This window comes from Amycolatopsis sp. NPDC003865 (assembly GCF_053605345.1).
In genome coordinates this window covers 87,209-112,778 of record NZ_JBSGJA010000021.1, presented here as the reverse complement: position 1 = coordinate 112,778, position 25,570 = coordinate 87,209, and the positions used below count along the sequence as shown (strand labels likewise).

The 25,570-nt window shown below is 71.2% G+C and carries 21 protein-coding genes and 2 tRNA genes; 11 read left to right on the top strand and 12 right to left on the bottom strand.

Translation table 11 applies throughout. From position 1 onward, the window contains the following. Positions 1 to 34: 34 nt before the first annotated feature. Together ACWEVP_RS38385 and ACWEVP_RS38380 are read right to left on the bottom strand one after the other, a co-directional pair. On the bottom strand, positions 35 to 802 hold the full coding sequence (locus ACWEVP_RS38385) for a M50 family metallopeptidase (RefSeq protein WP_452067485.1): 768 nt from the start codon (positions 800 to 802) through the stop codon (positions 35 to 37). A 442-nt stretch (positions 803 to 1,244) separates the two neighbouring features. Beyond that, positions 1,245 to 2,147 carry a DNA-3-methyladenine glycosylase family protein gene (locus ACWEVP_RS38380; protein WP_452067484.1) on the bottom strand — a complete coding sequence of 301 codons (903 nt, stop codon included), beginning with the start codon at positions 2,145 to 2,147 and terminating at the stop codon, positions 1,245 to 1,247. Positions 2,148 to 2,290: 143 nt separating this feature from the next. Here ACWEVP_RS38380 and ACWEVP_RS38375 point away from each other — a divergent pair, with 143 nt between their 5' ends. The 3 genes from ACWEVP_RS38375 (at position 2,291) to ACWEVP_RS38365 (ending at position 5,532) form a co-directional block, all read left to right on the top strand. Beyond that, positions 2,291 to 3,043 (top strand): class I SAM-dependent methyltransferase, encoded by a 753-nt coding sequence (locus ACWEVP_RS38375; RefSeq protein WP_452067483.1) that lies wholly within the window; start codon positions 2,291 to 2,293, stop codon positions 3,041 to 3,043. A gap of 39 nt (positions 3,044 to 3,082) precedes the next feature. Beyond that, positions 3,083 to 4,405, top strand: a complete 1,323-nt coding sequence (locus ACWEVP_RS38370) for a M20 family metallopeptidase (protein WP_452067482.1) — start codon at positions 3,083 to 3,085, stop codon at positions 4,403 to 4,405. A gap of 98 nt (positions 4,406 to 4,503) precedes the next feature. Next, a complete protein-coding gene (locus ACWEVP_RS38365; RefSeq protein WP_452067481.1) occupies positions 4,504 to 5,532 on the top strand; it encodes a S1C family serine protease in 1,029 nt (342 codons plus the stop codon). Between the two features lie 115 nt (positions 5,533 to 5,647). Here ACWEVP_RS38365 and ACWEVP_RS38360 read toward each other — a convergent pair whose 3' ends face one another. Continuing rightward, positions 5,648 to 6,025, bottom strand: a complete 378-nt coding sequence (locus tag ACWEVP_RS38360; protein ID WP_452067480.1) for a DUF3224 domain-containing protein — start codon at positions 6,023 to 6,025, stop codon at positions 5,648 to 5,650. Positions 6,026 to 6,092: 67 nt separating this feature from the next. After that, positions 6,093 to 7,628, bottom strand: coding sequence for a helicase HerA-like domain-containing protein (locus ACWEVP_RS38355; protein ID WP_452067479.1), 1,536 nt, complete (start codon positions 7,626 to 7,628; stop codon positions 6,093 to 6,095). Positions 7,629 to 7,730: 102 nt separating this feature from the next. Here ACWEVP_RS38355 and orn point away from each other — a divergent pair, with 102 nt between their 5' ends. The 3 genes from orn (at position 7,731) to proP (ending at position 10,158) form a co-directional block, all read left to right on the top strand. After that, positions 7,731 to 8,339: an oligoribonuclease gene (gene orn / locus ACWEVP_RS38350; RefSeq protein WP_452067478.1), complete on the top strand. Its 609-nt coding sequence runs from the start codon at positions 7,731 to 7,733 to the stop codon at positions 8,337 to 8,339. A gap of 77 nt (positions 8,340 to 8,416) precedes the next feature. Continuing rightward, a tRNA-His gene (locus tag ACWEVP_RS38345) sits at positions 8,417 to 8,492 on the top strand. A gap of 262 nt (positions 8,493 to 8,754) precedes the next feature. After that, a complete protein-coding gene (gene proP / locus ACWEVP_RS38340; RefSeq protein ID WP_452067477.1) occupies positions 8,755 to 10,158 on the top strand; it encodes a glycine betaine/L-proline transporter ProP in 1,404 nt (467 codons plus the stop codon). On the opposite strand, the gene ACWEVP_RS38335 is transcribed toward proP, so the two are convergent. Then, positions 10,155 to 11,339, bottom strand: coding sequence for a L,D-transpeptidase (locus ACWEVP_RS38335; RefSeq protein ID WP_452067476.1), 1,185 nt, complete (start codon positions 11,337 to 11,339; stop codon positions 10,155 to 10,157). The genes proP and ACWEVP_RS38335 overlap by 4 nt on opposite strands. A gap of 166 nt (positions 11,340 to 11,505) precedes the next feature. On the opposite strand from ACWEVP_RS38335, the gene ACWEVP_RS38330 reads away from it, so the two are divergent. Then, positions 11,506 to 11,578, top strand: a tRNA-Lys gene (locus ACWEVP_RS38330). 1,029 nt (positions 11,579 to 12,607) lie between these two features. On the opposite strand, the gene ACWEVP_RS38325 is transcribed toward ACWEVP_RS38330, so the two are convergent. Further along, a complete protein-coding gene (locus ACWEVP_RS38325; protein WP_452067475.1) occupies positions 12,608 to 13,330 on the bottom strand; it encodes an oxygenase MpaB family protein in 723 nt (240 codons plus the stop codon). Between the two features lie 349 nt (positions 13,331 to 13,679). Then, entirely contained in the window at positions 13,680 to 15,050 is a 1,371-nt protein-coding gene (locus ACWEVP_RS38320; protein ID WP_452067474.1) for a glycosyltransferase, read from the bottom strand. A gap of 56 nt (positions 15,051 to 15,106) precedes the next feature. On the opposite strand from ACWEVP_RS38320, the gene ACWEVP_RS38315 reads away from it, so the two are divergent. Next, the gene (locus ACWEVP_RS38315) at positions 15,107 to 17,179 is read left to right on the top strand and encodes a glycosyltransferase family 4 protein (RefSeq protein WP_452067473.1); all 2,073 of its coding nucleotides are present in this window, start codon (positions 15,107 to 15,109) and stop codon (positions 17,177 to 17,179) included. After that, positions 17,176 to 18,543, top strand: coding sequence for a DUF2867 domain-containing protein (locus ACWEVP_RS38310; protein WP_452067472.1), 1,368 nt, complete (start codon positions 17,176 to 17,178; stop codon positions 18,541 to 18,543). The genes ACWEVP_RS38315 and ACWEVP_RS38310 overlap by 4 nt, the downstream gene beginning before the upstream one ends. Positions 18,544 to 18,561: 18 nt before the next feature. Here ACWEVP_RS38310 and ACWEVP_RS38305 read toward each other — a convergent pair whose 3' ends face one another. From ACWEVP_RS38305 to ACWEVP_RS38290, 4 genes are all read right to left on the bottom strand, one after another. Continuing rightward, the gene (locus ACWEVP_RS38305; protein ID WP_452067471.1) at positions 18,562 to 19,239 is read right to left on the bottom strand and encodes a hypothetical protein; all 678 of its coding nucleotides are present in this window, start codon (positions 19,237 to 19,239) and stop codon (positions 18,562 to 18,564) included. Between the two features lie 34 nt (positions 19,240 to 19,273). Further along, entirely contained in the window at positions 19,274 to 20,560 is a 1,287-nt protein-coding gene (locus tag ACWEVP_RS38300) for an ABC transporter substrate-binding protein (RefSeq protein ID WP_452067470.1), read from the bottom strand. Positions 20,561 to 20,615: 55 nt separating this feature from the next. After that, a complete protein-coding gene (locus ACWEVP_RS38295; RefSeq protein ID WP_452067469.1) occupies positions 20,616 to 21,149 on the bottom strand; it encodes an RNA polymerase sigma factor in 534 nt (177 codons plus the stop codon). 339 nt (positions 21,150 to 21,488) lie between these two features. Beyond that, positions 21,489 to 22,427 (bottom strand): LysR family transcriptional regulator, encoded by a 939-nt coding sequence (locus tag ACWEVP_RS38290; protein ID WP_452067468.1) that lies wholly within the window; start codon positions 22,425 to 22,427, stop codon positions 21,489 to 21,491. Positions 22,428 to 22,510: 83 nt separating this feature from the next. Here ACWEVP_RS38290 and ACWEVP_RS38285 point away from each other — a divergent pair, with 83 nt between their 5' ends. Then, entirely contained in the window at positions 22,511 to 23,695 is a 1,185-nt protein-coding gene (locus tag ACWEVP_RS38285; RefSeq protein WP_452067467.1) for an MFS transporter, read from the top strand. 37 nt (positions 23,696 to 23,732) lie between these two features. After that, positions 23,733 to 24,155 (top strand): PPOX class F420-dependent oxidoreductase, encoded by a 423-nt coding sequence (locus ACWEVP_RS38280; RefSeq protein WP_452067466.1) that lies wholly within the window; start codon positions 23,733 to 23,735, stop codon positions 24,153 to 24,155. A gap of 22 nt (positions 24,156 to 24,177) precedes the next feature. On the opposite strand, the gene ACWEVP_RS38275 is transcribed toward ACWEVP_RS38280, so the two are convergent. Then, positions 24,178 to 25,560, bottom strand: coding sequence for a hypothetical protein (locus ACWEVP_RS38275; RefSeq protein ID WP_452067465.1), 1,383 nt, complete (start codon positions 25,558 to 25,560; stop codon positions 24,178 to 24,180). Positions 25,561 to 25,570 lie beyond the last annotated feature (10 nt).

Sequence of the window (25,570 nt, the reverse complement as noted above, 5' to 3'; positions counted from 1 at the left end):
ACCAGCGAGAGACCAGTTTGCCGCATGGGCGTGGCTAGGCGGCCACGGGCTCCAGCAGCCACAACCCACCGGCGATCAGGCAGCTGATCGTCGCGACGGCGAAGACCAGCACCCACAGCACCGGCGGCACCGCGGTGAGCCGGCCCAGCTGGTCGGCGTCGGAGTCGCGGGCCTGGCCGCGCCGCCGCTTGACCTGCAGCTCGGCCACCGGCCGCACGCCGCCGAACAGCAGAAACCACGTCACGAGGTAGCCGAACGGGGCCTGCACCTCGACCGGCGCGACGAACGCGACGAGCGCGAGCACGACGGCGCTGACGACGACGGTGAACACCCCGTAGGCGTTGCGCACCATCACCAGCACGCCGAGCAGCAGCAGCGCGATCAGGACGAGGACCGTGCCGACCAGGTCGTTGCCGAGCAGGCTGGCGAACAGCAGCCCCAGCACGGACGGCGCCAGGTACCCGGCCATCGCGGTGAAGGCCATGCCCGGCCCGTCGGGCTTCCCGCGCGAGACGGTGACGCCCGAGGTGTCCGAGTGCAGCTTGATCCCCTGCAGCCGCCGCCCGACGAGCACGGCGGCCAGCGCGTGCCCGGCCTCGTGCACGATGGTGACGCCGTTGCGGGCCACCCGCCACGGACTGCCACCGACGAGCACGACCAGCAGCGCCGCACCCCCGGCGACCAGCGTGATCACGGCGGGAGTCTGGGCCTGTTCGAGCAGCGACGGAGTGGCGGCGGCCGCGCGGAGGACGGCACCGGCGCGGGCCGGGTCGCCGAGCGCGAGTTGAACGGGCGAGCTCACCCGGACACCTCACCACAGGCGATATCTGGCTACGGTGAGTCCCCACGGCTCGCGGTTCCGCGGCTTCGGGTAAGGGCTCGATGCGGTCTCCTCTCCGGAGTCGGCGGTCAGGCTTCAGCGGGGTGCGGCCGGCGGCCGGCCGGACGGCGCCGACGGGCTCGGTCACCGGCGCGAGAGCCAGCGGCTCCAGGCCTTCGGGCTCCGGTATAGCGCCCTGCCGGCCTTACTCTGCGGGTTCGCCTCCCGGATTCCGCCCCCGGCGAAGGCGGACGTGCGGCCGCCGGAATCGAGCCGGGCCCGGTTCGACTCCCAGCCGGAGCGAGCGCACGGCCGCTCGAGCGACCGGGCCAGCCGAGCCGCGACAAGGTCGTCGCGGCCGGAGCAGTGGCCAAGCGGACGATTCCGCAGCACCCTTGCCACGGCTCCCACGCGGGCCGTCAGCTCATCGGGACTCCCTCATCCGGGCCTCTCCCTCCACCCTGAACAGGAACGATGCCCAGCTCCGGAACGGCGCCCACGACCCGGCGATCTCCGCCAGCTCCTCCGCTCCCGCGTCCGGGAGGTGGTACGCCTCCCGCATGATCTCGTGCAGGCGCGTCTCCGCTCGGGGGAACACGTCCGGGTGGCCCGCGCCGCGGATCAGGATCAGCTCCGCGCTGAACCTGCCCACCCCTGGCAGGACTTGCAGCTGTTTCAGTGCCTCGTCCGCCGGCATCGCGCGCAGCGAAGCAGCGTCGAGCAAGCCGTCGGCGGCCGCCTCCCCGATCGCTCGCAAGCGCTGCACCTTCGCGCCCGGCAAACCCGGCAGGTACTCCAGTTTCGCCAGCACCGCGGGCGCCGGGAACGACGTCAAGACGCTGCCGCCGACCTCGACCTCCGTTCCGTGGCGCTCGGCGAGGCGGCGGCGCAAGCGGACCGCCTGCGTCATCCAGATGCGATGGCTCAGCACCGCCCAGCACGCCGCTTCGTACGGCGACGCGAACAGCACCGGGCGCAACCCCGGATGCAGCTCCTGCAGCAGGGACACCACCGGGTCGCGGCCGGCGACCTCGCGGAAGCCGGTGCCGTCGATGTCCAGCGAGCACATCCTCCGCACCTGCGTCACCACCGCCTCCGCCGACGGAGGCGGCCCGTGGACCTCGACCGACACCTCGCCGGGCGATCTCTGGCGCAGCACCGCTCCCACCGGTGTCCACTCGCCCTCGAGCGGGAACGCCACCCTGAGCGCGCCGGCCTCCGCTTCCGGCTGCCCGGCCGGCGCGAAGCCGCACAAGAACCTCGCCGCCGCGGCCAGGTCGAACTCGCCCTGCACCGTGATTTCGCTGTCCATCAGGGAAATCGTCATCTCTCCTCCTCGGGTCGGGACCTCGCCTGCGACGCTAGGCCGGGCCACCGACAATTCCGGGCCTCGAACGCCTGAGCGCGCGGATTGTTCACTCGATCGAGTGCAGCGGATTTGACATACTGCCGGTATCCGAGAGGAGCGCAATGCCGACGAACACCACCACCGAACGCCTCGAAGCCCTGCTCGACACGCCTGCGAAGCCCCAGAACGGCTACCTCGATCTGCTGGGCACCGCCACCCAGGCCGGCCCGCCGACCGGCCTCACGCAGCGCCTGATGCGCACCACCCTCCTCCCGCAGGTCTACGAGCGGTACTGGCGTCCCGCGCTCGGCCGCGCGCTCAAGGGCCCGCTCGGACCGAGCATGGCGGGCGAAGTCCGGCTCGCGACGAAACTGCTCGCCCTGCGGCCGGGCGATACGGCTCTCGACGTCGCCTGCGGGACCGGCCGGTTCACGCGCGCGTTCGGGGCGGCCGTCGGACCGGAGGGGCTCGCCGTCGGTCTCGACGGCGCACGCTCGATGCTCGACAAGGCCGTGGCCGAACCCGGCCCGGCCTCCGTCGCCTACCTGCGCGCCGACGCCGTGCACCTCCCCTTCAAAGAATCCACTGTGGACGGCGTCTGTTGCTTCGCCGCCCTCCACATGTTCGCCGAACCCGAGACGGCGTTGGACTCTTTCGCGCGCGTGCTGAAACCCGGCGGGCGAATCGTGCTGCTGACCAGCGCCCGGCGCGGCTGGCAACCCGCGCGAGTCGCGGAATCCGTCGGCGGGATCCTGAGCGGGCAGCGGATGTTCGACCGCGGCGAAGTCGCGGCGAGCTTGCGCGCCCGCGGCTTCACCGGGATCACCGAGCGGTACGCGGGCGTCACGCAGATCGTGGCGGGCCGGCTGGGCTGAGCACCGCGGATTGTCGGTGGCGCCGGTTAGCATCGCCTCATGACCCACCACGAGCCCGTCCCGCCCGACGACAGCTACCTGCGTTCCCTGGTCGAGGCCACCGCCGAGGCCGTCGCGGCCGCCGAACCGCTGTCCTCACCGCACACCGGCGCGGACGAGGCGACGCGGTCCGAAGTGACCGCCGCGGTCGAGCGCAGTTCACCCGATCTGGTGGCGTTGAGCCAAGATCTGCACGCCCACCCCGAGGAAGGCTTCGCCGAACACCGGTCCGTACAGGCCTTGGCGGATCTCCTGAAGCGCCACGGCCACGAGCCGACCGTCGGTGTCGGCGGGCTCGACACCGCGCTGCGCGTCAGCACGCCGGCGCGAGAGGGCCCGCACATCGCCGTCCTCGCCGAGTACGACGCGCTGCCCGGGCTCGGCCACGCCTGTGGCCACAACGTCATCTGCACCACCGCCGCGGGCGGCTTCCTCGGCGCCGCCACCGTCGCCGAGCGGCTCGGCGGCCGCGTCAGCCTGATCGGCACGCCGGCCGAAGAAGGCGGGGGCGGCAAGGAGATCCTCGCCCGCGCCGGCGTGTTCGACGACGTCGACGCCGTGATCATGCTGCACCCGTTCAGCCACGACATCGCGCTGCACCCGTTCCTCGGCCGCCGCCAGCTGGAGATGGTCTTCCACGGCGTCGGCGCCCACGCGAGCGCCCAGCCGTTCATGGGCCGCAACGCCCTCGACGCCGCCGTCGCGGCCTACCAGGGCGTTTCCGCGCTGCGCCAGCAACTCCCGCAGAGCGACCGCGTCCACGGCGTGTTCACCGACGGCGGCGCGCGGCCCAACGTCATCCCCGCGCGGGCCGCGCTGCTGTTCTACCTGCGCTCCCAATCCCCCGAAACCCTCCGCGACCTCGCCGCCCGCATGACGTCGATCGCGGAAGGCGCGGCGGCGATGACCGGCTGCGGGGTCGAGCTGACCTGGGACGCCCAGGCCGCGTACCTGCCGATCCGGTTCAACACCGCGCTCGCCGGGCGGTGGACGGCCAACCAGCTGGGCACCGGCCGCAAGCCGCTGCCGCCGGGCATCGTGCCGGAGTCGCTGACCGGCTCGACGGACCTGGGCAACCTGTCGTACCGGATGCCCGCGCTGCACCCGATGCTCGCCGTCTCGGGACCGACGGTCGCGTTGCACACCAAGGAGTTCGCGGCCGCGGCCGGTTCGGAAACCGGCGACGCCGGAGTCCGCGACGGCGCGCTCGGGCTGGCCCTGACCGCCGCCGACTACCTCGGCGACGCCGAGCTGCGGCAAGCGGTGCACGACGAGTTCGAGGCGGCGGGAGGTGCGCTGGACGTTCCGTCGTTCTTCGCGTGACGCCTGAGGATTGCCTGAGTTTTCTCAGCTGATTCTTCTCAGCAAAGCCTGAGGTATTTCCACAGGCTGTTCACAAGCACGGGCGCGAACCTTGGTGCATGACCGAGAACGAGAGTCGGCCCGGCCCCGCCTCACCCGGTGGGCACCAGCCGCACCAGAGCACCCAGCAGTACGGGCCGTACGCGCAGCCGCAGCCGCCGCACTACGGCTACCAGCACCAGGCCGCGCCGAACCCTCTGTTCACCCCGCAGCCGGCGCCCACGGCGCTGAAGACCAAGCCGCGCAAGGGCGGCCGCGTCGCGATGATCGTCAGCGCGACCGCCCTCGGCGCCGCGCTGGTCGGCGGGGTCGGCGGCGCCGCGATCGTCGGGCTCACCACGAACTCGGCCGACGGCGCGACGACGTCGGTCAGCACGCCGGCCGCGAACGGGCAGACAGTCGCCAACTCGGCCGCCTCCGGTGACGTCAGCGGCGTCGCGGCGAAGGTGACGCCGAGCGTCGTCCAGATCAACGTGACCACCGGCCAGGGCGAGGCCATCGGCTCCGGCGTCATCCTCAACTCGGACGGCCGGATCCTGACCAACGCGCACGTCGTCGACGGCGCCCAGAACGTCGTGATCACGACATCCGACGGCAAGAAGTACCAGGCCAGCGTGGTCGGCGCGGACACCAAGGCGGACATCGCGGTGGTCCAGGCGAAGAACGCCGGCGGCTTGACAGCGGCGACGCTGGGCGACTCCAGCAAGCTGGTCGTCGGCCAGCAGGTGGTCGCGATCGGCTCGCCGGGCGGCCTGGAGAACACCGTCACCACCGGCATCGTCAGCGCGCTCAACCGGAACCTGTCCGACATCGGCGAGGGCCAGCATCAACAGCAGTCGCCCTTCAGCCGCACTTCGAACCAGTCCGAGAACTCGCCCAGTTACACCGCGATCCAGACGGACGCCTCGATCAACCAGGGCAACTCCGGCGGCGCGCTGGTCGACGCCCAGGGCAACGTCATCGGCATCAACTCCGCCCTCTACAGCCCGACGGCCTCGGCCAACGGCTCGGCGGGCAGCGTCGGGATCGGCTTCGCCATCCCGATCAACGACGCCAAGAAGATCGTCGACCAGATCGTGAACAACTAGGACGCGGACGGACCGTGGTCGGGGCGGTCCGTCCTCACCCGCTTCGGGGAGCGGGGAACGAGCGAAGGCCGTTTCGAGAGTCAATCGGGGGCTCTCGAAACGGCCTTCGCGCTGTCTACAGGTCGTAGCTGAGGACCAGCGTGTGGTTCTGCTCGGCGTCCATCTCGATGTTCGCCGTGCCGGCGATCCCGGCCAGCTCGCCGAAGCCCGAGCCGGTGAGGATCTTGAGCGTCAGGCCCGAGTCGTCGGCGGTGTGGTGCAGGACGAAGCCACCCTTGCGGCCGTCGACCGAGACCTCGAGACGTTCGAAGGCGACGTACGCGCGCGAAGTCGCGTTGGACGCCGAGAGCATCTCGACAGTGCTGGTCCCCGCTACCGCCCCGGTGAACGTCTTGGCGATGGCCACCCGGGCGAACTCGGTGCCGCCGGCCTCGTCGGTGGCCTGCGGCTCCCACTTGTCGAGGACGAACGACGCGGTCGCGGTGCTGGTCATGGCTTTCCCCTGTCTCGTTGGTGGAGCCAGCCTGGCAGCCATACCTGACAGGATGCGTCAGGTTTTGTCAGCGCCTCCGGTTGCCGAACAGCCCGCGCGTGATCTCCCGGCCCAGCGCGCTGGCCGCGGACCGCATGAACGACTTCACGGCCGGGTTCTTCATCGCCGACTCGATGAACCCGGGTTCGTCCTTCTCCTGAGCGGGCGCCGGCGCCGGCGCAGCAGGAGCGTCCGGCGAAGGGGCGGGCGCGGCGGCGACCTTGGCCGCCAGCTTCTCGTAGGCGGACTCCCGGTCGATCGTCTCGGCGTACTTCGCGTGCAGGTCCGACGAAGAGACCGAAGCGGCGACGGCCTCGTCGCCGATCGAGCCCATCTTCGACCGCGGCGCCCGCAGCCGTGTCCACGCCACCGGCGTCGGCGCGCCCCGCTCCGACAGCACCGTGACGATCGCTTCGCCGATGCTCAGCGACGTCAACGCCGTGTCGAGCTCGTAGAACTTCGTCTTCGGATACGTCTTGACGGTCTTGGCCAGCGCCGCCTGGTCGTCCGGGGTGAACGCGCGCAGCGCGTGCTGGATCCGGGCACCGAGCTGCGAAAGCACGTTGTTCGGGATGTCCGTGGGCAGCTGCGTGCAGAAGAACACGCCGACGCCCTTCGACCGGATCAGCTTCACGGTCTGCTCGATGCGTTCGAGGAACGCCTTCGACGCGTCGTTGAAGAGCAGGTGCGCCTCGTCGAAGAAGAAGACCAGCTTCGGCTGGTCGAGATCCCCTTCCTCCGGCAGTTCCTCGAACAGCTCGGCCAGCAGCCACATCAGGAACGTCGAGAACAGCGCCGGCTTCGACTGCAGGTTGTCCAGCTCCAGCAGCGTGACGACGCCCTTGCCGTCGGCCTGCCGCATGAGGTCGTGGACGTCCAGCTCGGGCTCGCCGAAGAAGTCCTCGCCGCCCTGGGCTTCGAGGTTGGACAGCGAGCGCAGGATCACCCCGGCCGTCGCGGCCGAGACGCCGCCGATGCCCTTGAGGTCCTCCTTGCCCTCGGCACTGGTCAAATGCGTGATCACCGACCGGAGGTCCTTCGTGTCCAGCAGCGCGAGGCCACGCTGGTCGGCCCAGTGGAAGATCAGCCCGAGCGTCGACTCCTGCGTCTCGTTCAGGCCGAGCACCTTGGCCAGCAGCACCGGCCCGAAGCTCGTGATCGTCGCCCGGATCGGCGAGCCCTTCCCGCCGGTGCCCAGCGACAGGAACTGCACGGGGAACGCCGCGCCGGCCCAGTCGTCGCCCAGCTCCTGAGAGCGCTTCGCGACCTTGTCGTTCGCCTCGCCGGCCGCGGCGAGGCCGGACAGGTCGCCCTTGACGTCCGCGAGCACCACCGGCACGCCCGCCGCCGACAGCTGCTCCGCGACCAGCTGCAACGTCTTCGTCTTGCCCGTCCCGGTCGCGCCGGCCACCAGGCCGTGCCGGTTCAGCGTCGCCAACGGCAGGCGCACCGCGGCCGCGGCGTCCACCTCGCCGTCGATCACCACCGCGCCCAGCTCCAGCGCGGCACCCTCACTCGCATAACCGGCGGCGATCTCACTCGCCGGCGACCCCTGCTCGGTCACTCGCAGCTCCCCGATCGTGTGTCCTGCACCACACCGGGAGCGTAACGCGCCGTACGCGCAGGTAACGCCCGTCGTATCCCCGTGTCGGGTTAGGGTCACCAGGTGACCGACCGCCTAGTCTGGATCGACTGCGAAATGACGGGGCTCGACCTCGGCAAGGAAGCGTTGATCGAAATCGCCGCACTCGTCACCGACGCGGAGCTGAACGTGCTCGGCGAAGGAGTCGACATCGTCATCCACGCCGACGAGGAAAAACTCGCCGGCATGCCCGACGTCGTCCGCGAGATGCACGCCCACTCCGGCCTCACCGAGGAAGTCCGGCGCTCCACCGTGACCCTCGAGGAAGCCGAACGCCGCGTCCTCGAATACATCCGCGAGCACGTCCCCGAGCCGGGCACCGCGCCGCTCGCCGGCAACTCCATCGCCACCGACCGCGGCTTCATCGCCCGCGACATGCCGGACCTCGACGCCCACCTGCACTACCGCATGGTCGACGTCTCCTCCGTCAAGGAGCTCGTCCGCCGCTGGTACCCGCGGATCTACTACGCCAAGCCGGAGAAGGGCCTCGCCCACCGGGCACTGGCCGACATCCGGGAATCCATCGGCGAACTCGACTACTACCGGCGGGTCGCCTTCGTGCCGCAACCCGGCCCGACCAGCGACGAAGCCAAGGCCGTGGCCGCTGAAGTGCAGGAACAGCACCAGAGGTAACCCCGTGAAAACCGGTCGAGGGCACCCGCTACGATTGCTGACAGCAAGGTGATCGCAAGTGGATCCCCTTGGCGATGGTGGGCGTAGCTCAGCTGGTAGAGCACCTGGTTGTGGTCCAGGAGGTCGCGGGTTCGAAACCCGTCGCTCACCCCATCACCCCAGCCTGTTCGGGGCTTGCGCCCCTTCCCCTAGGCTGGGGTTTCGCCTTTTTGTGGGGGCCGAGCCCCCACGCCCCCGCCGGGGGCTCGCCCCCGGACCCCCGTCCCGTGTGGTCGGGTTGGTCGTGCCGCTCACCCCTTCCGTGTGGTCGGGTTGGTCGTGCCGCTCACTGCTCCCGTGTGGTCGGGTTGGTGGCAACCCTCACGACCGGATGGCTCAGCGTGCGAGCCGCCGAATGCCGGTGCACCGTGTTCTGGTGGCACGTTCAGGACCGAAGCTCAAGCGGAAGAAGAAACTGCGGTACGAGGACATCACCGTCGTCGACCAGTCGTTGCTCAAGCGCGCGGTGGGCGCCGCCGCGCTCGGCAACGCCATGGAATGGTTCGACTTCGGCGTCTACGCCTACATCGCCGACACCATCGCCGAAGTCTTCTTCCCCGCCAGCGTCTCGCCCGGCGTGCGGCTGATCGGCACCTTCGGCGCCTTCACCGCCGCCTTCCTCATGCGACCGCTCGGCGGCCTGGTCTTCGGCCCCCTCGGCGACCGGATCGGACGACAGAAAGTCCTCGCCGTCACGATGATCATGATGGCCATCGGAACCCTCTGCATCGGCCTGATCCCGTCCTACTCGAGCATCGGCGTCTGGTCGCCGATCCTGCTCGTGGTCGCGCGGATGGTGCAGGGCTTCTCCACCGGCGGCGAGTACGGCGGCGCCACCACGTTCATCGCCGAGTACTCACCCGACAAACGACGCGGGTTCATGGGGTCCTGGCTCGAGTTCGGAACGCTCTCCGGGTACGTGCTCGGCGCGTCCGTCGTCACCGGCATGAAGGCGTGGGTCCCCCACGAGACGCTGCTCGACTGGGGCTGGCGGATCCCGTTCCTGGTCGCCGGGCCGCTCGGCATCATCGGCCTCTACCTGCGGCTGAAGCTCGAGGAGACCCCCGCGTTCCAGAAGCACGCCGAAGAGGCGGAGAAGCGCGGGCGGTCCGGCGAGCCGTTCTGGAAGATGTTCACCGAGTACTGGCCCGCGCTGCTCATCTGCGTCGGCCTCGTGCTCGTGTTCAACGTCACCGACTACATGCTGCTGTCGTACATGCCGACATACCTGTCCGAGCAGCTCCACCTCGACGCCACCCACGGCCTGCTGCTGATCATCGTCGTCATGGTCGTGATGATGCTGATCATCCTCGTCGGCGGGCGGATCACCGACCTCGTCGGCCGCAAACCCGTCATGATGGCCGGCTGCGTCGGGTTCGTCGTCTTCTCGTGGCCGCTGATGCTGCTGGTGCACGACGGCGGCCTCGTCCTCACCTTCCTCGGGCTGATGGGCCTCGGCCTGCTGTTGCTCTGCTTCGAGGTGTCGATGCCCGCGGCCTTGCCGGCGCTCTTCCCGACCGCCATCCGCTACGGCGCGCTGTCGATCGCGTTCAACATCTCGGTGTCGCTGTTCGGCGGCACGACGCCGCTGGTGATGCAGGCACTGATCTCGTCGACCAAGCACGACTTCTGGCCGGCCTGGTACCTGATGGCGGCCGGCGTGATCGGCGCCGTCGCGGTGTACTTCAGCCGCGAGACGGCGAACCAGCCCCTGTGGGGCTCGGGCCCGTCGGTCGCGACGGAGGCCGAGGCACGGGAGCTGGTCCGCGACTCGGGTTAGTTGCCCGCCGTGCGCCACTCGTCCCAGGACAGCTGCCAGACGCTCCACCCGTCGGTGGGCTCGAGCTTCGGCCCGCCGCTGTTCTGGACGGTGACGACGTCGCCCTTCTTGGACGTGTCCATCAGCCACTTCGTGTTCTCGGTCGAGAGGTTGAGGCAGCCGTGGCTGACGTTGCTGCGGCCCTGCTGCCGCACCGACCACGGCGCGGAGTGGTAGAAGATGCCGCTGTAGGACAGGCGCACGGCGTACTGCACGAAGGTGCTGTACCCGCCGGGCGCGTCCTCGGGGACGCCGTAGGTGGCGGAGTTCATGGTGTAGCCGGTGTGCTCGCTCATGACGGTGTAGGTCCCGGCCGGGGTGTTGTGGCCGGGCTTGCCCATGGAGGTCGGCATGGTCTTGACCTCCTTGTCGTTGATCGTGACGGTCATCTGGTGGGTCTGGCCGTCGGCGACCGCGACGAGCTTGTCGCCGACCGCCGCGCTGATCGTCTTGTCCTCACGGCCGTAGCTGCCCTTGCCGAGCGCCTTGCCGTAGACGGCGGCGTCGACCTTGATCTTGGTGCCGCTCTTCCAGTAGTCCTTCGGCCGCCAGGTCACCTGCTTGTCGCCGGACCAGCGGAAGGCGCCCTCAGTGGCCGGCTCGGCGGTGACCTTGAGCGCCTTCTCGGCGGCGGCCTTGTCCGCGACGTTCCCGCTGAAGGTGAAGATCAGCGGCAGCCCGACACCGACGGTCTCGCCCTCTTCGAGGTTCACCGAGACGCCGAGCTGGCGCGCGGGCTTGACGGTGCTGAAGGACGACTCCTGCGTCACGGGCTTGCCGTCGGTGCCGGTGGCGGTCGCGGTGAGCTTGTAGGTCTTGTTGTAGCCGAGCGGCTCGGCGGAGTCCCACCCGGAGCCATCAGGGCGCGCCTTCCCGGCGACGACCTTCCCATCGGCCCCGGTGAGCGTGACCGAACCGACCTTCCCGTCGGCGACGGTGACGCTGACGGGCTCTCCGGGCGCGACGTCCTTGGCATCCTTGGCCGGAGTCAGGGTGAGCGCGGCCGCCTTCACGGGCACTTGGCTTCGAGAGGACGCCGTCGGCGCCGACGGCGGTTCACTCGATGGGCTACTGCTGCAGCCGGCCACCGTGAGGCCGATCACCCCCGCGGCCACGAGCAGCCGCACCCCCGAACTCGTCATGCCCACCTGCCTGATTCGCCGTCGATGTCCGACTACAGTGTGCCCGACCAGCCCGGACACCGGTGCGGCAACGCCCGAACTCGGGTAGGGGACCCCCCGTGAAACGGCCTCTGAACCGGGTGCTAATCTTTTCCACGTCGCCGAGGGAAACCTCCGGCAGACACCGGCGCCATTAGCTCAATTGGCAGAGCAGCTGGCTCTTAACCAGCGGGTTCGGGGTTCGAGTCCCTGATGGCGCACACCCCACCACCCCAGGTCTGATTTCTTCAGCCTGGGGTTTTGTGGTATCTGGACGTACTTCGTCCACTTCATCACTGTCCACAGTGGCCTCCAGAGCGTGCCCCTCCAGGACGTCTTTCCGATGACCCCGCCGCCAACGCCAGGGGCGCGGTTCCGTGGAGGGTGATCGGAGGCAAGCCGGCCAGTACTCGTCTTGAGCATGCCCTGACCGGTCTCCCAGCCGTACTGGAGGACCTGGTTGGCCGCCTCGCCTCGAGGTAGGTGTCCGAGCGGCGTTGCCCGCCGGCGCGGGCGACCAGGTGGAACAGCTGGCGAGCTCGACCTCGCCAGCTGGGCTTGCCCCGCCGTTCGCCGTCGGACACGAGCTCTTCGGCGCGGCAAATTGTCCCAGCCACGCGACCTCTGGTATCAAGGCGTACAAGTCTTGAGAGGAGCCCTCCCATGGAATGACCACCAGTGCGGTCACCACTGGCCGCATGACCTTCGTGGTCGTCGCACGACGCTTCCCTAGGTGACGTGTGCCCATGGAAAGGTCTGGTGGTTTTGTTGGGGCAGCTCGGGATCGTCGGTGGGATAGTCACCGCAGCCCTCATGGTCGCGCGTTTCGCCTTACTCGCAACTGTTTCACTCTGGTCTCTCAAGGCTGACAAAGCCGGCCGCGCCCACGCTCTGGCGCTCATCCGCCTCCTGAAGCTGACCCGGGGCAACAAGGAACACCGACCGTGACAGTGGGCGGACATCCGCTGGTGCCAGGCATCGTGGACGGTCTGACGCGATCACCGCCTCGCGAGCCCGAGGGGAGCCCGAGAGCGCAAGCCTGGCGCTACGGCTTCCGCGGGACGATCCCCGCCCCCCTTCAACGCGGCCTCGTAGAGCGCCTCCTTGGCGACACTGGTGCCGAAGTCCCCTCGAGCTCGACAAGCCCGCCGAACGCACCGCCCCGGCACTGCGGCTCATCCGCGCCCGAGCCGACCTGCGGCGGTTCACCGGCCGTGTCGCAGACGGACGAGGAGCCTCGACTCCCCGGATCATCCGGCCGTTGACGCCTCCGGGGCCGACATCACCCAGCGCAGCGCCTTCACCAAAGCCTTCCCGGCGACGCGCACGACAGTGGCCTCCGCCGCCGGCAGGTGGGGCAGCCTCAGCTCCGGTCGCGCCCAAGGTGGGAGCGTCGCCACCGCCGATGCCGCCAGCGCCGAGTAAGGGAGCCTCGCCGGCCATGGGATCGGTGGGGTGATCAACAGGAAATGAGCCGCCTGGCGGGCGTCTCGGGTGCCGCGCAGCTCCGGGCGGTACGTCGCCAGCTCTTCCTCGAGCGCCGCCATTGTCGTCGGCGGGTTCGGCACGCCGAGCGCCCGGGCGATGACCGCCGTCTCGGCGACGTAGCTGTCTCGGCCCGCGTCGTCCAGCGGGTGCGCGCCGTACAGCTGGTGCGCACGCAAGAAGCTGTCCACCTCGGCGATGTGGACCCACGCGAGCAAGTGCGGGTCGTCCGCGCGGTAGGGCCGGCCGTCCGGGGCGATCCCGCGGACCCGCCGGTGCACGGCGCGCACAGCCGACACCGCGCGGCCGGCGTCGGCGGCCGTGCCGAACGTCGTCGTGGCGAGGAAGGTGCTGGTCCGCTGCAACCTGCCCCAGGGATCGCCGCGATACCCGGAGTGCGCGGCCACCGCCGCCATCGCCAGCGGGTGCAACGACTGGAGCAGCAGCGCGCGCAAGCCTCCGACGAACATCGCGGTGTCGCCGTGCACCTGCTGGATCGCGCTCCCCGGCGTGAACCACCGCGGCCCCGGCGCACCGTGGATGCGAGCCCGGTTGCGGGGACCTTCAGGGCCGGCGACACGTGCGAAGAGCGCATCACGAGCCCGTTCGCGGATCGCGGACACCACGGCAGGCGTTGCGGCCAAGAGGTCCTCCACTTCGCGAGTGCATCGATTCAACTTCGATGCAATTAGCCTGCGACCACGCAGACTGTCACCGACTCCACAAAGGGCATTCTACCTGCGAATACCGGTCGTTCGCCGCTACTTTCTCGCACTCCGGCCGAGCGAAGCGGGCAGCTCGATTGGCGACTTGTGCGGCAGTGGAGCGAGCACAGGCTTACGTTTGCATCGTCTGTGCATCGGTGATCGGAGGGCCCTGCATGACCGCCACCAGCTCGCCAGCGGCCGGCCCCGGTCCTCGGCCGGCCAGGAGCCGGCGCCCGGCCTTCCCCAGTTCATGAGCTTCCGCCAGCACCTCCGCCGCCGTCCGGGCCACAGCGTCCGGCGTCACGCCGTGTGGATCGAGCACCCGGCCGGCCGGGATGCGTTCGAGGTCGTGGGCGACGGCGAACTGGTCGCTGGAGAACGGCAGGGCCACCGCGGGCACGCCGGCGGCCAGGCACTCGGTGAAGGAGTTGTTGCCACCGTGGTGCACGACGGCCGACACCCACGGCAGCAAAGCCCGTTGCGGTACTTGATCGGCCACCTCGACCCAGGGTTCCCCGGCGAACGCCCCGCCGACCGCGGCCGCCCGGTCGCCCGCGGCCACCAGCACGGACACGCCGGGCACGTCGAGCAGGCCGCGCACGACAGTGCGCACCACGTCGTCCCGGGCCGACAGGAACGTCCCGAACGAAACCAGCACGAGCCTTCGCCGCCCGCCGTCCGTCAGCCGGTCCACGCGCGCGGCCGCATCGCCGGGAAGCGGCGCCTGCCCGACGTCGCTGCAGTGCCCGGCGAAGATCCGGGCCGGGCCGGGCGGCAGAGCGGGCAGCCACGGCAGGTCCGGGTAGTTGAAGAGCACCGCGTCCGGCGAGGTCAGCCCGAACGCACTCACCGGAGCCGGGCGGTCCGGGGCGTGCCCGGCGAGGAACCGGGCGAACAGCTCGGTGAACGTGCGGTCGTTGGTCACGGCTTCGGCGCGCAGGCGGGCCAGCTCCTCGCCGGCGGGCCGGACCGCGCCCGGCCAGTACGGCGGCAGCCCGAAGTACCGGCCCGGACCTTCGAGGACGTAGCTGGGGTGGCCGGGGCAGAAGGCGGCCCAGCGGCGGCCGAGGGCGTACACCGCCAGCGTCACCGCGTAGGCGAGCTGGTCGATCAGGTACCAGTCCGGCCGCAGCCGCTCGTCGAGTGCCCGCACGGAGGCGAAGACGCCCTCGGGGTCGGGCAGCATGTCGGCCCGGCGGTGCCGCGCCTGCGCGAGCAGAGCGGGCACCGCGCCGGCACGGGTGGCGTCGAGGAACTCGGCCAGCCGCCGCGCTCCGTCGGCCTCCTGCCGGGTGCGTTCGGCGATGCCCGTGTTCGCGTTGTCGCCGAACGCCAGCTCCGCGAACGGCAGCCCGTGCTCAGCGGCCAAGCCCGCGAAAGGCGGCGCGCAGGCGAAAGTCACGTCCGCGCCCGCGGCCGCGAGTGCCGCGCCCACCGTCGCGAGTGGACGCGCGTGCGAAGCGAACGGCGGGCTCGCCACCACGATCCGCGCTGCCGTCATCCCGAACTCCTCCCTCTCACCCGCCGACCCTACGGTCCGACCACCGGAGCAGCGCAGTGACCACCCAGGACACCCGAACCGCCTCGACCCACGATCCCTTGACGGTCCTGCGCGGGCTGACTCCCGGCGCCGACCCCGTCCGCGTGGACGCCGTGCGCCGTGCCTTCCACCCCGATTTCGCCGGACCCGCGTTGGTCGAATACGCCGGCGTCCTCCCGCGGGCGGGCGATCCCGACGGCGCGCTGGCCGCGCTGCGCGCCCTCACACGGGGCACCCGCAGGCCCGGCGCCGACGACGTCCTCGCCGCGGTGCCGGAGACCGGCGACGCCGCTCTCGACGACCTCGCCGGCTCGGTCGCCTTCGACCTCTTCGCCGACGCGGTCGTCACGCACGGCCTCGTGGCCGCGGGCGCGGCTATCGGTACCGCGTTCGCCGGCTCGTCACCCCGGCGCGGCGCGCTCCTGCTGGACCTCGCGGAACGACACGGCATCCACAGCCTGTCGGTGGACGCGGTGACCCGGGCGGACGCGGGTGATCGCGGGTACCGGCACGCCGTGTGGCGCTACCTGTCCCAGTTCGACCGGGACCCGGCCGCGACCGAAGTCCTGGCCGCCGCCCACATCCGGACCGCGGACCCCTACGAACGCGCCCTGTCCGCGGTGTGCCTGGCCCGGCAGTCGGGGCAGGGCTTCGACAGTCCTTTGTGGAGGATTCCGGCGGCGGGCCGGCGCGGGCTGACGGTGGTGCAGTCGATGCTGCTGGGCTCCTTCGACCAGCCGGGTGCGGGCGCCAGCGGCGGGCTCACGGTCCTGTTGCGGCACCTCGGCACCGCGTTGCCGCGCCACGACGGCATCGCGAGGGTCGTGACGCTGACCCTGGCCGGCCACGACGTGCTGGCAGACCGGGCCGCCCTCCCGGAAGCCGACGACCGCGGGCACGTCGTGCTGCGGCTGCCCGTGGACGCCCCCGGCGCACCGGCCCAGGCCGACCTGGCCCGGCACCGCTCCGCCATCGGGTTCCTGGCCCGGCACCTGCTGTGGCTCGCGGACTGCACGCCGGACGTGGTCCACGTGCGCTACTCCGACGACGGATCCGCCGCGGTGGCCGACGCGGCCCGGGCGATGGGCGCGCGCACGGTGTTCACCCTCACCGCCGATCCACACCGCTCGCTGGCCGAGCGGTACGGGCCCGGGAGCGCGGCCGCCCGCCCGGCCGCCCGGTTCGACCTGCACCGGGTGTACACCGCCGACCGGCTCGTGAGCGCCGCCGACACCCTGCTCGGGCTCCCCGGCCGCCCGGCCGGGGAGCTTGCCGGATACTTCCCCCAGCTGCGCGGGCACCCGGAACCGGAGTCGGTGGCCGAAGGGATCCCGGTGCTCTCGCCGGCGGCCACGTCCGGCGCCCGCGAGGAACTGGTGATCGCGTCCTTGTTCAGCGCCCATCCCGAGCTCCCCCGGCTCGACTCCGCGGCCGGCGGTCTGCCGATCGTGGTGTCGGTGGGCAGGCTCCACCCGGTGAAGCAGCAGGACCTGCTGGTCGAAGCCTGGCTGACCCGCGGCTTGTACCGGGAGAGCGCCCTCGTGCTCGTCGGTGGCGACCCGAGCCGCCCGACCGACGACGAAGCGCGGATCCTGGCCCGCATCCGGCGGCTGGCGGCCGGGCACCCGGCCGCCGCGGGCCGCCTGGCGGTGCTGGCCGCCATGGGCAACGAAGACGTCCGCGTGCTCGAGCACGGCCTGACCCGAAGGCTCCCCGCGCCGACACCGCACCTCTACGTCTGTCCCAGCCGGAAGGAAGAATTCGGCATCGCCGTGCTCGAAGCCATGGATGCCGGCCTGCTCGTCCTCGGCCCCCGCCGGGGCGGCCTCGGCCACTACATCGACCACGGCCGCAACGGCCTGCTCGCCGACACCTCGACCCTCGAAGCGTTCGGCGACGCCCTCACCGCGTTCGTCCGCGGCGCGGCCGGCGACCCGGTCCGGGCCCGCGCCGCCGCGGCCGCCGGACGCGAAACCGTCGCGCGGCGCTTCGGCATCCGCGAAGTGGCCCGCAATTTCGCCGATGTCTACCAGCGCACCGCCGGCACCGTCGCACCGACCGCCGTTTCGTCGCTTCCGGAGCCGCGATGACGTCTCCACCGGCCCGCTGCACCGTGCTGGGTGCGACCGGGTTCGTCGGCCGGGCGCTGGTCGCCGACCTCGTCGCCGGCCGGCACCCCGTCCGCGCGCTCTCCCGCTCCGCGGCGCACCACCTACCCGGGAGCGTCGAGGTGACGCTCGGGGACGCCGCGGATCCACGGGCGCTCGCGACCGCGGTCGCCGGCGCGGACGTCGTGTTCCACCTGGTGCACTCGCTCGAGCGAGCCGACTTCGCCGAGCGGGACCGCGTCATCGCCGAACACCTCGCCACCGCCGCGGCCGCGGCCGGGGTCCGGCAGATCGTCTACCTCGGCGGCCCGCGTCCGGTGACCGCGGCGTCGCCGCACCTGGCCTCCCGGTCCGAAGTGGCCGACCTCCTGCTCGGCGGGAGCGTCCCGGCGATCGCTTTGCAGGCGTCGATGATCCTCGGCCGCGGATCGGCCGGGGTCGAGCTGCTGTCGCGGACGGCCCGGCTGCCGATCCGGCCGCGGCCGCGGTGGACCGCCCGGCGCAGCCGCCCGGTCGCGCTCGCCGACGTCCGGCACTACCTGCGCGCCGCCGTCGATCTCCCGCCGTCGCGAGGCCGGTTCGACGTCAGCGGTCCGGAGACGATCAGCTACCACGACCTCGTGCGCCGGTGCGCCCGCCTCCTGCGCCGGCCCGCCGCCCTCGCGGTGCCGGCACCGTTGTGGTCGCACCGGGTCGCGGCCCGGATCGCCGGGGCGGTTTCGCCCGTCCCCGCGGAAGTCGCGGCCGGGCTGTTCGCGTCGCTCGACCACGATCTGCTCCCGGTCGACGTCCCCGCGGAAACCGTCCTGCCGCCCGCACCGACCGGACCGGCGAGCCTCGACAACGCCTTGCGGGAAGCACTCGGCGTCCCGCTGCCGGAGGCCCCGCCGGGCCGGTCGTACCGGCAGGAATCCACCCGGAGCGCGGCCGCCACCCCGGAACGGCTGTGGCAGGCGATCACCGGGCTGGGCGGCGACCGGGGCCGGTTCCCGCCCGGACCGGCCTGGGCGCTGCGCGGCCTGCTCGACCAGGCGATCGGCGGCGCGGGGCTCTACCGAGGGCGGCCGGAACGCCCGGTGACCGGGGACGTCGTGGACTTCTGGACCGTCCGGCACCGGGACGACTCCCGTCGCGAACTCGTGCTGACCGCGGACATGCGCCTGCCCGGCGACGCGGAACTGACGTTGCGCGCGGAACCGGCCGGCTCCGGAAGCCTGCTGCGGCAACGGGTGCGGTTCACCCCGGCCGGAAGGGTGGGTGACGCTTACTGGCTCGTCCAGAAACCGGCCCACGACCTGGTGTTCGCTTGGCTCGCCCAGTCGATCGTCCGGGTGGCCGAAAGGTGATGTCGCGTTCGGCGAGTGCTACGGCTCGGACGCGTGGACAGCCCGCTCACCCACGGCGTCGATGGCCGGGACATGAACCCATGCGCGCGCCGCGGTCTCCTTCACCGCCGCGAACACGGAAACGTACCCCGCGAGGTCAGCGAACTTGCTGTGGCGAATCACTTCTTCGTAAAACCAGTTCGACGTGATGACCGCGATATCTCCGTCGGAGCCTGACAGCGCGTCCTTGACCGCCGGGGAATCGAGCAGCCGGAACGCGTGGATGATCGCCGATCCGGTGAAGCCGTGCGCGTCTCGGGTCACCTCCCCCGCGTGCAGCGCCATCCGCAAGCGGATCTGCTCCTCGGCCGCATGCCCGTTGTTGTGCGCACCCAGGTTCCTCGCCAGTTCCTGCGGTACTCGCTCGCCGAAAACCACCTTGGGGTAGGTTCCCGGCGCCAGCACGAGCACCCCGTCCCCGAGGTCGATCCGGTGACAGCCACGCCATCGCACACCCGAGGTGGCCAGGGCGTCCTCGACCGCCCGGTACAGCCCGGACCGGACGGCGACCCGGTGGCGGTTGGTCCGGCCGAGGGCGTTGAAGCCTTCGACGTCCACCGCGAGGATCGTGTAGTGCATGGCGTCCGCGGCGTGACCTCGACGAGGCCGCAGCCGGCCGATGTTCCAGCGAAAGACCGAGGTCTCCCGGTTCGGCATGGTTTCCTCCTGCTTTGGCGTGTGTCGTGGCCGGTCAAGATCCCGGCGGCCCGGACAGCAGCATGGTCGTTACGTTGAACGGCCCGGACAGCATTCCTTGACTGACCATCAGATCGGCGACGCGCTGGAGATCGCCGAGGTCCAAGTGGGCGGGGAAACTGCCGACCCGGACCTCGCCGGCCGTCTTGGCGTCGACCCCCAGGTCCTGCTGGAATATCTGCTCGCGGACATCCCGGTTCTGGACGTCGCCCACGCCGCGGGTGAGCGCGCGCTGGAAGGCGTCGACCACCTCCGGCCGGCTCGTGGCGAACCCCGCCGGCACCACCCAGCCGGACATGGCGATCTCGAAGTTCAAGTCGAGTCCGAGGTCGAGCAGCTGGACCGCCCCGGCTTCGTCGGCCATCGTGACGAACGGCTCGGCGACGACAGCGCCGTCGATCTGGCCGCGCTGCATCGCCGGAACCATCGCTCGCATGTCCATGGTGACCCAGTCGACGCTGTCCGGATCTCCGCCGGCCTGCCGTATTTCCGAGATCGCGAGCAGGTCGGAGATCGAGCCCCGGCTGGTCACCCCGATTCGCTTGTGCGCAGCCTGGTCGGGCCGGGTGAAGGACCGGTTCGGTGCGCCGACGAGCATCAGGTGACCGGGCTTCGCGACGTAGGCCGGCGCGATGATCCTCAGGTCGGCCGCGTGGGTCGCCTGCGCCGTGAACATCCCGGGATAACTGCTGAATGCCACGTCGAGCGCGCCCTTCTCCAGTCCCTGCACCGCCTCCGGGCCGCTGGCCACGGTGACCACCTGCACATCCAGGCCGGCCTCGCGGAAATACCCCCGGTCGACGGATCGGTGGAACGCCGTGACATCGACGAGCGGCAGCACCCCCACCCGGACCGGCACCGGCGGCGGCACCGCCGGCTGCCCCGGCCCGCGGTGCGAATAGAAACCGACCACGATCGCCGACAGCACGATCAAGACTCCCGCCACGACTGCGACCGGCTGGTGCCGGCGCTTGCGACGGGCCCGTCCGCCGCCCCACGTGAAGTGGTGCACGGCACGGCCGCGGCGTACCACTTTCTGCCGTGACGACACGACCTGGAGCTTCGCCGGGATCGTCGCCGGCGGCCGCCCGCCCGAGCCGTTGCCATTGATGGCGAGCAGTTCCCGGCCTCCGGGCCTGCGGCGACGCGCGGCGGGGTCGGGCTCGACACCACTCCAATCAGGCGGCGCGCAGCTCAGCGCGCGACGAAGATCCGTCAGGCGCCGATCGAGCTCGACCTCGTCGATCTCCACAGCGCGTCGGCCGAACCATCCGAGAACCATGCTCCCCGCTCCCTTTTTCGTTCTGTACATTGCTCCCCGCCGGCTCACGTCGGCCTCAGCCGTCCTGCGGTCTGAGGGCCCGCCAGAGCCTTTCCCGGGCTTTCCTGTAACGGCGCTGGGCCGTCCGTTCGGTGATTCCCAAGATCTGGGCCGCCACCTGCACGGGGCACCCGTTCATGCACACCAGCGTCACGACCTCTTGCAGGTCTTCGGGCAGTGCGCGGAGTGCGTTGTGGGCGTCGATGATTTCGACGCTTCGGTCGGCGAAATCCTCTTCTCGGAGGGCTTCGAATTTGATCAGGTCCTCGGCGGACAGCAACACTTCGCGGCTTCCCGCTCGCGACTGGTCGATCACGAGGTTGCGGGCGATCGTCAGCGCCAGCGGAACCAGGTTCGCCGACTCGTCGCCGGGGTTGCGATCCAGGTGCTGCCTGAGCCGCAGGACTGTTTCGTGGACGATGTCGTCGGGATCCATTCGGCGGGTTCGAGCCCGTGCGTATATCTTCACCTGCGGACCGACGAGCGCGTGCAGTTCGGCAAGCTCCTTCCTTCCTTGACCGGCGGGTACGGTTTCCGAATCACTGGTCACGCTCACTCGCCTTCGATGAGCCGCCGGCCTGGGCGGCGACTAACGGTCCGGAATTGCGTCGGACTGAAAGTGCGCCCTGTGGCCGCGCGCTTCACAGGCGGTTCCTGGTCGGTAGGGTCGAGGCTCATGCCTGGATAGACGAGATGATCATGACACCACGACAGATATCACCCGATCGGCGGACATCTATTCCGTGCGGAAAACGGTCAAAACATTGACTTTCTTCGGCAACATCGACTCGGTTTCGATTTTGTCGCGCATCAGCCGCGCCACGGCCCCGGCAGCGTCAGAAGCGGCCGGGGCCCGACCGCTCGAAAACAGCGGCGGGCCGGTAGCTGATCAGGTCCGGATCGGCGGCGCCTGCCGGGCCAGCTCGCGCGACACTTCGACGGCGACCTCGACGGCGCGGGCGGCCAGCGGCGACCGACCACCGCGTCCCGGCGGCCGGTGGAGGTGGATCGCGCGCGCGGGTGTCGGGGCGAGTTCGTGCACCAGCAGGTCGGGCCAGCCTTCCGGCCCGTGGATCGCCCCGCAGGAGCGGCACACCACGTGGTGGATCGCCAGCCAGGGCAGCACCGCGAGCCCCATTCCCGCGCGTACCATCGACAAGATCGTTTCGCTGCCCGCCGACCGGAAGACGACGCGTGGCCGCCCTCCTGCGTCCGCGAGGAACTGTTCCGCCCGGGGCTGGTCACCGGTTTCCGGCCAGGCCACCATCGCCTTCCCGGCCAGCTCCCGCGCGGCCACCGGACCGGCCGGCAGCTCTCCCGGGGGTGCCACCACCAGGTACGGGTCCTCCAGCAGGAGGACGTGCTCGGTGGGGTCGTCCAGCAGACCGTCGTGGAACAACAGGTCGAGATCGCCGATGCGCGCGTCGTCCGGCTCCGCTTCCGACAGCCTGATCTCGCAGCCGGGGTGCTCGTCCCGGAGCCGGCGCAGCACGGTCGGCAGGATCACGGTGGAGACGCTCGGCAGCGTGCCGACGTCGATCCGGCCGTCACCGGCCTTGAACCGGTCGACCGCGTGCTCCAGCGCTTCGGCTTTCGACAGCAGCTCCCTCGCCTGCTCCAGCACCACGGCACCGAGCGGGGTCACCCGCACCGGCCTCGGACCGCCCGGCCGGTCGAACACCGAGCCGCCGAGCGCCCTCTCCAGCACCGCGATGTGCTGGCTCACGCTCGACTGGGTGTAGCCCAGGCGTTTCGCCGCCCGGGAGAACGTCCCTTCCTCGGCGATCGCGATCATCGTCGCCAGCTGCCGCAGGTCGACCTCACCCATGCCGATATGTATAGCAGATCACGATGGAATCGATCGTAAACAATCGCTTTTCCCGATCGCTCATCGCTCCTAGCGTCGAAGCCATGACAGTCACGACGACGACCGCGAACCGGCTCCCGGCACTGGCGTGGAGCCTCGGAGCGTGCCACCTCGTGGCCCGGGGCGGCGCGTTCGTGCAGCCGATGCTGGTGCTGTACCTGACCCAGGGACAGCGGATGACACCCACCGCGGCCGGCGCGGTGGTGGCCGCTGTGGGCATCGGCGACTTCGGTTCGCAGCTGCTCGGCGGATGGCTCGGGGACCGGCTCGGGCGCCGGCGGACGATGCTACTGGGGTTCGTGGGTACCGCCGTCACGCTGGCCGCTCTGGGATCGGCAGGCTCGACACCGGTCATCTCGGCGGCCGCCGTGGGCTACGGCGTGACCGCGGGGCTCTTCCGCCCGGCCGGCTCGGCGGCCGTGGCCGACCTGCCGCCCCGGCAGCGGGTGCGGGCGTACAGCCTCCTCTACTGGGCCGCGAACCTCGGCTACGCCGTCGCGGCGGGGGTGGCCGGGACGCTGGCGAGCAACGGGTTCGGCCTCCTGTTCTGGTTGAACGCCGGGGCCGCGCTGGCCGCGGCGCTGATCGTGGTCACCGCGGTGCCGGAGACCCGATCGGTTGCCGGCCGCTCCCGGCGCGCGCTGCTGCCGGCCCTGCTCGGCGATCGCCTGATGATCACCATGGTCCTGATCCACATCGCCTTCTTCACGCTGCTCATGCAGGCGTTCGCCACGCTGCCGCTGCTGATGACGGCACAACGGGCCGGCGCGGCCACCTACGGCGCCGTGCTCGCCCTCAACGGGCTCGCCATCGTCGTCCTCCAGCCGCCGGCCGCCGTCGTCCTGGCGAACCGCGATCGCGCGACGGTCCTCGCCACCTCGATGCTGCTGACCGGCCTGGGCGGTGGTCTGGCCGCGCTGTCCCAGAGCACCACCGGCTACGCCGCCGCCGTGTTCGTCCTCGGCCTGGGCCAGGTCGGGATGGCGGTCCAGTTCGGCGCCACGTTCGCCGACCTCGCCCCCGCCGATCTGCGCAGCGGGTACCTGGGCGTCGCCTCGAGTGCCTGGAGCCTCGGCGCGATCCTCGGTCCCCTGGCCGGCACCGCGCTGCTGGAGCACGTCGGCCGGACCTGGCTCGGCGCCGGCGCCCTTGGCGCCGGGTTCCTCCTTTTCTCCGCGCAGCGAGCCGTCGCCGCGGCCCTGCGCGAGCGGCGGGCGAATCCGTCCTGACCGTCCCTGGGCAGCACCGAACGAAAGGAAGACAGCGATGACCACGATGACCGACCACGAATGGCGAACCTTCGTGACGACGGGAACGAAGCTCGCCCACGTGGCGCTCACCCGGGCCGACGGGCGGCCCCACGTCACCCCGGTCTGCTTCGTCCTCGACGGCGGCGAGCTCGCCTTCGCCTTGTCGCCGGGAAGCGTCAAGGGCACGAGCCTGGCACGGGATCGGCGCATCGCGGTCTGCGTCAGCGACGAGGGACAGCCTTACAGCTTCGTTGCCATCGAAGGAGACGCGAAGATCTCAGCCGAGCCGGACCGGGTCCTCGACGTCGCCACGGGCGTCGCCGAGCGCTACTACCCCGCTCGGCCCGCGGCGGATTTCGCCGAATCGCTGGTGCGGAACGGGTTCACGGCCGTGCACCTCAGCATCTCGAACGTCATCGCCCGATCCGGCCTCGGCTGAGGTCGCTCCCCCCAGAGTTCGTTCACCGGCCGACGGCGGGGTACATCCGGTTGAACCGCGGCGGTGTGTAGGGCAGGTACCGGCCCGGCACGCCGTCGGCGGCCACCGCCAGGTGGTTCATCGTCGCCGGCGCCGTGTCCGGCCAGTGCCCGGTCCGGAGGCGGGTCTGCATCCGGTCGACCGCCGCCTGCTGTTCGCCCGTCGTGTACGTGCAGTGCCCGGCGGTCTGCACGTACGTCTGCCGGAGCAGCGGAGCGTTTCCTGCCCGCTCGACGAGCGTGCCGTACGACTGCTGCTGGGCGACCGTCGAGATCTGGTCGCCGGTGCCGTTGACCGTGAGCACCGGGATCCGCAGGCGGCCGGTGAACACGATGCCCCGCTCCAGGTAGCGCACGGCGGCGGGATCCGCGGACACGCGAGGCTCCGCGGCCAGCCGGGCGAGGTCGGCGCGCAGGTCGAGCCCCGCCCGCGCGTACAGCCGGCGGACGGTGTTCTGCTGTTCCGGTGCGGCCTTCGCGAGCTGGCGGGCGTAGTCGACCCCGGTGTTCCACGACGGGTTCCCGCCCGCGAGCTGCTCGATCGCGCGGCGGCTGCTGACCGCCTGCCCGAGGTACGGCAGCGGGCCGCCCGCGAGCGCCAGGAACATCCCGTGCTCGACCCCGGCGGCGTCGCGGCCGTCCGGGACCGGGGTCGTCGTGCCGTCGGCGGCCAGGCCCCAGCCCGGCACCTGGCCGATCGCCGCCGCGAGCGCGATCCGGGCCTGGCCCCCGGCGGTCGACTGCGCCGCCGTCATCGCCGAAACCCACTGCTGCTGGAGGCCGGGGACGTCGGCGGGGATGCCGGTGACCGGCAGGGTGGTCTCGCCGAACAGCAACGTCTTGAGCGTGAACACGGTGTCCAGCTTCTGGTTCCACTGCCCCACCGCGCCGCCCAGGCCGCCGCACATCGGGACGGCCGCGTCGAAGCGGTCCGGGTGCACCTGCGCGACCCCCGCGGCGACCATGCCGCCCATCGACCGGCCTTCGGCGATCGCGTACCGCGCCCGGCCGAACGTGGTTTCGAAGCGGCCGAGCGCCTCGGCCTGGTTGTCGATGGCCCGCGCGATGTTCCAGCCGGTGACCGTGCGCGTGGTGCCGCCGACCGCGTAGCCACCCGCCAGCAGGCTCGCGGTCAGCGGGCTCGACAGCCCGCCCGCCGCGAAGTCGAGGTCCACCAGCACGGTGCCGTTCCACCGCGCGGGTCTGGCGAAGGCGAACGGCGTTCCGTCGGCCAGCTGCCCGTCGGTGCACCTCGCCGCCGAAACCGGGTCCGGGCACGGTTTCCCGGCCTCCGCCGCGTGCGCGGTGGCCGGCAGGCCGGTGCAGAGGACCGCGACCGCGGCCAGTGCGGTGATCCTGGTGCGCATGAATCGCTCC

Bases quoted from the DNA above. Each gene is read 5' to 3' on its own strand.
- ACWEVP_RS38380 (WP_452067484.1), bottom strand. From the start codon at position 2,147: ATGACGATTTCCCTGATGGACAGCGAAATCACGGTGCAGGGCGAGTTC.
- ACWEVP_RS38375 (WP_452067483.1), top strand. From the start codon at position 2,291: ATGCCGACGAACACCACCACCGAACGCCTCGAAGCCCTGCTCGACACG.
- ACWEVP_RS38370 (WP_452067482.1), top strand. From the start codon at position 3,083: ATGACCCACCACGAGCCCGTCCCGCCCGACGACAGCTACCTGCGTTCC.
- ACWEVP_RS38365 (WP_452067481.1), top strand. From the start codon at position 4,504: ATGACCGAGAACGAGAGTCGGCCCGGCCCCGCCTCACCCGGTGGGCAC.
- ACWEVP_RS38360 (WP_452067480.1), bottom strand. From the start codon at position 6,025: ATGACCAGCACCGCGACCGCGTCGTTCGTCCTCGACAAGTGGGAGCCG.
- ACWEVP_RS38335 (WP_452067476.1), bottom strand. From the start codon at position 11,339: ATGACGAGTTCGGGGGTGCGGCTGCTCGTGGCCGCGGGGGTGATCGGC.
- ACWEVP_RS38320 (WP_452067474.1), bottom strand. From the start codon at position 15,050: ATGACGGCAGCGCGGATCGTGGTGGCGAGCCCGCCGTTCGCTTCGCAC.
- ACWEVP_RS38310 (WP_452067472.1), top strand. From the start codon at position 17,176: ATGACGTCTCCACCGGCCCGCTGCACCGTGCTGGGTGCGACCGGGTTC.
- ACWEVP_RS38305 (WP_452067471.1), bottom strand. From the start codon at position 19,239: ATGCCGAACCGGGAGACCTCGGTCTTTCGCTGGAACATCGGCCGGCTG.
- ACWEVP_RS38300 (WP_452067470.1), bottom strand. From the start codon at position 20,560: ATGGTTCTCGGATGGTTCGGCCGACGCGCTGTGGAGATCGACGAGGTC.
- ACWEVP_RS38290 (WP_452067468.1), bottom strand. From the start codon at position 22,427: ATGGGTGAGGTCGACCTGCGGCAGCTGGCGACGATGATCGCGATCGCC.
- ACWEVP_RS38285 (WP_452067467.1), top strand. From the start codon at position 22,511: ATGACAGTCACGACGACGACCGCGAACCGGCTCCCGGCACTGGCGTGG.
- ACWEVP_RS38280 (WP_452067466.1), top strand. From the start codon at position 23,733: ATGACCACGATGACCGACCACGAATGGCGAACCTTCGTGACGACGGGA.
- ACWEVP_RS38275 (WP_452067465.1), bottom strand. From the start codon at position 25,560: ATGCGCACCAGGATCACCGCACTGGCCGCGGTCGCGGTCCTCTGCACC.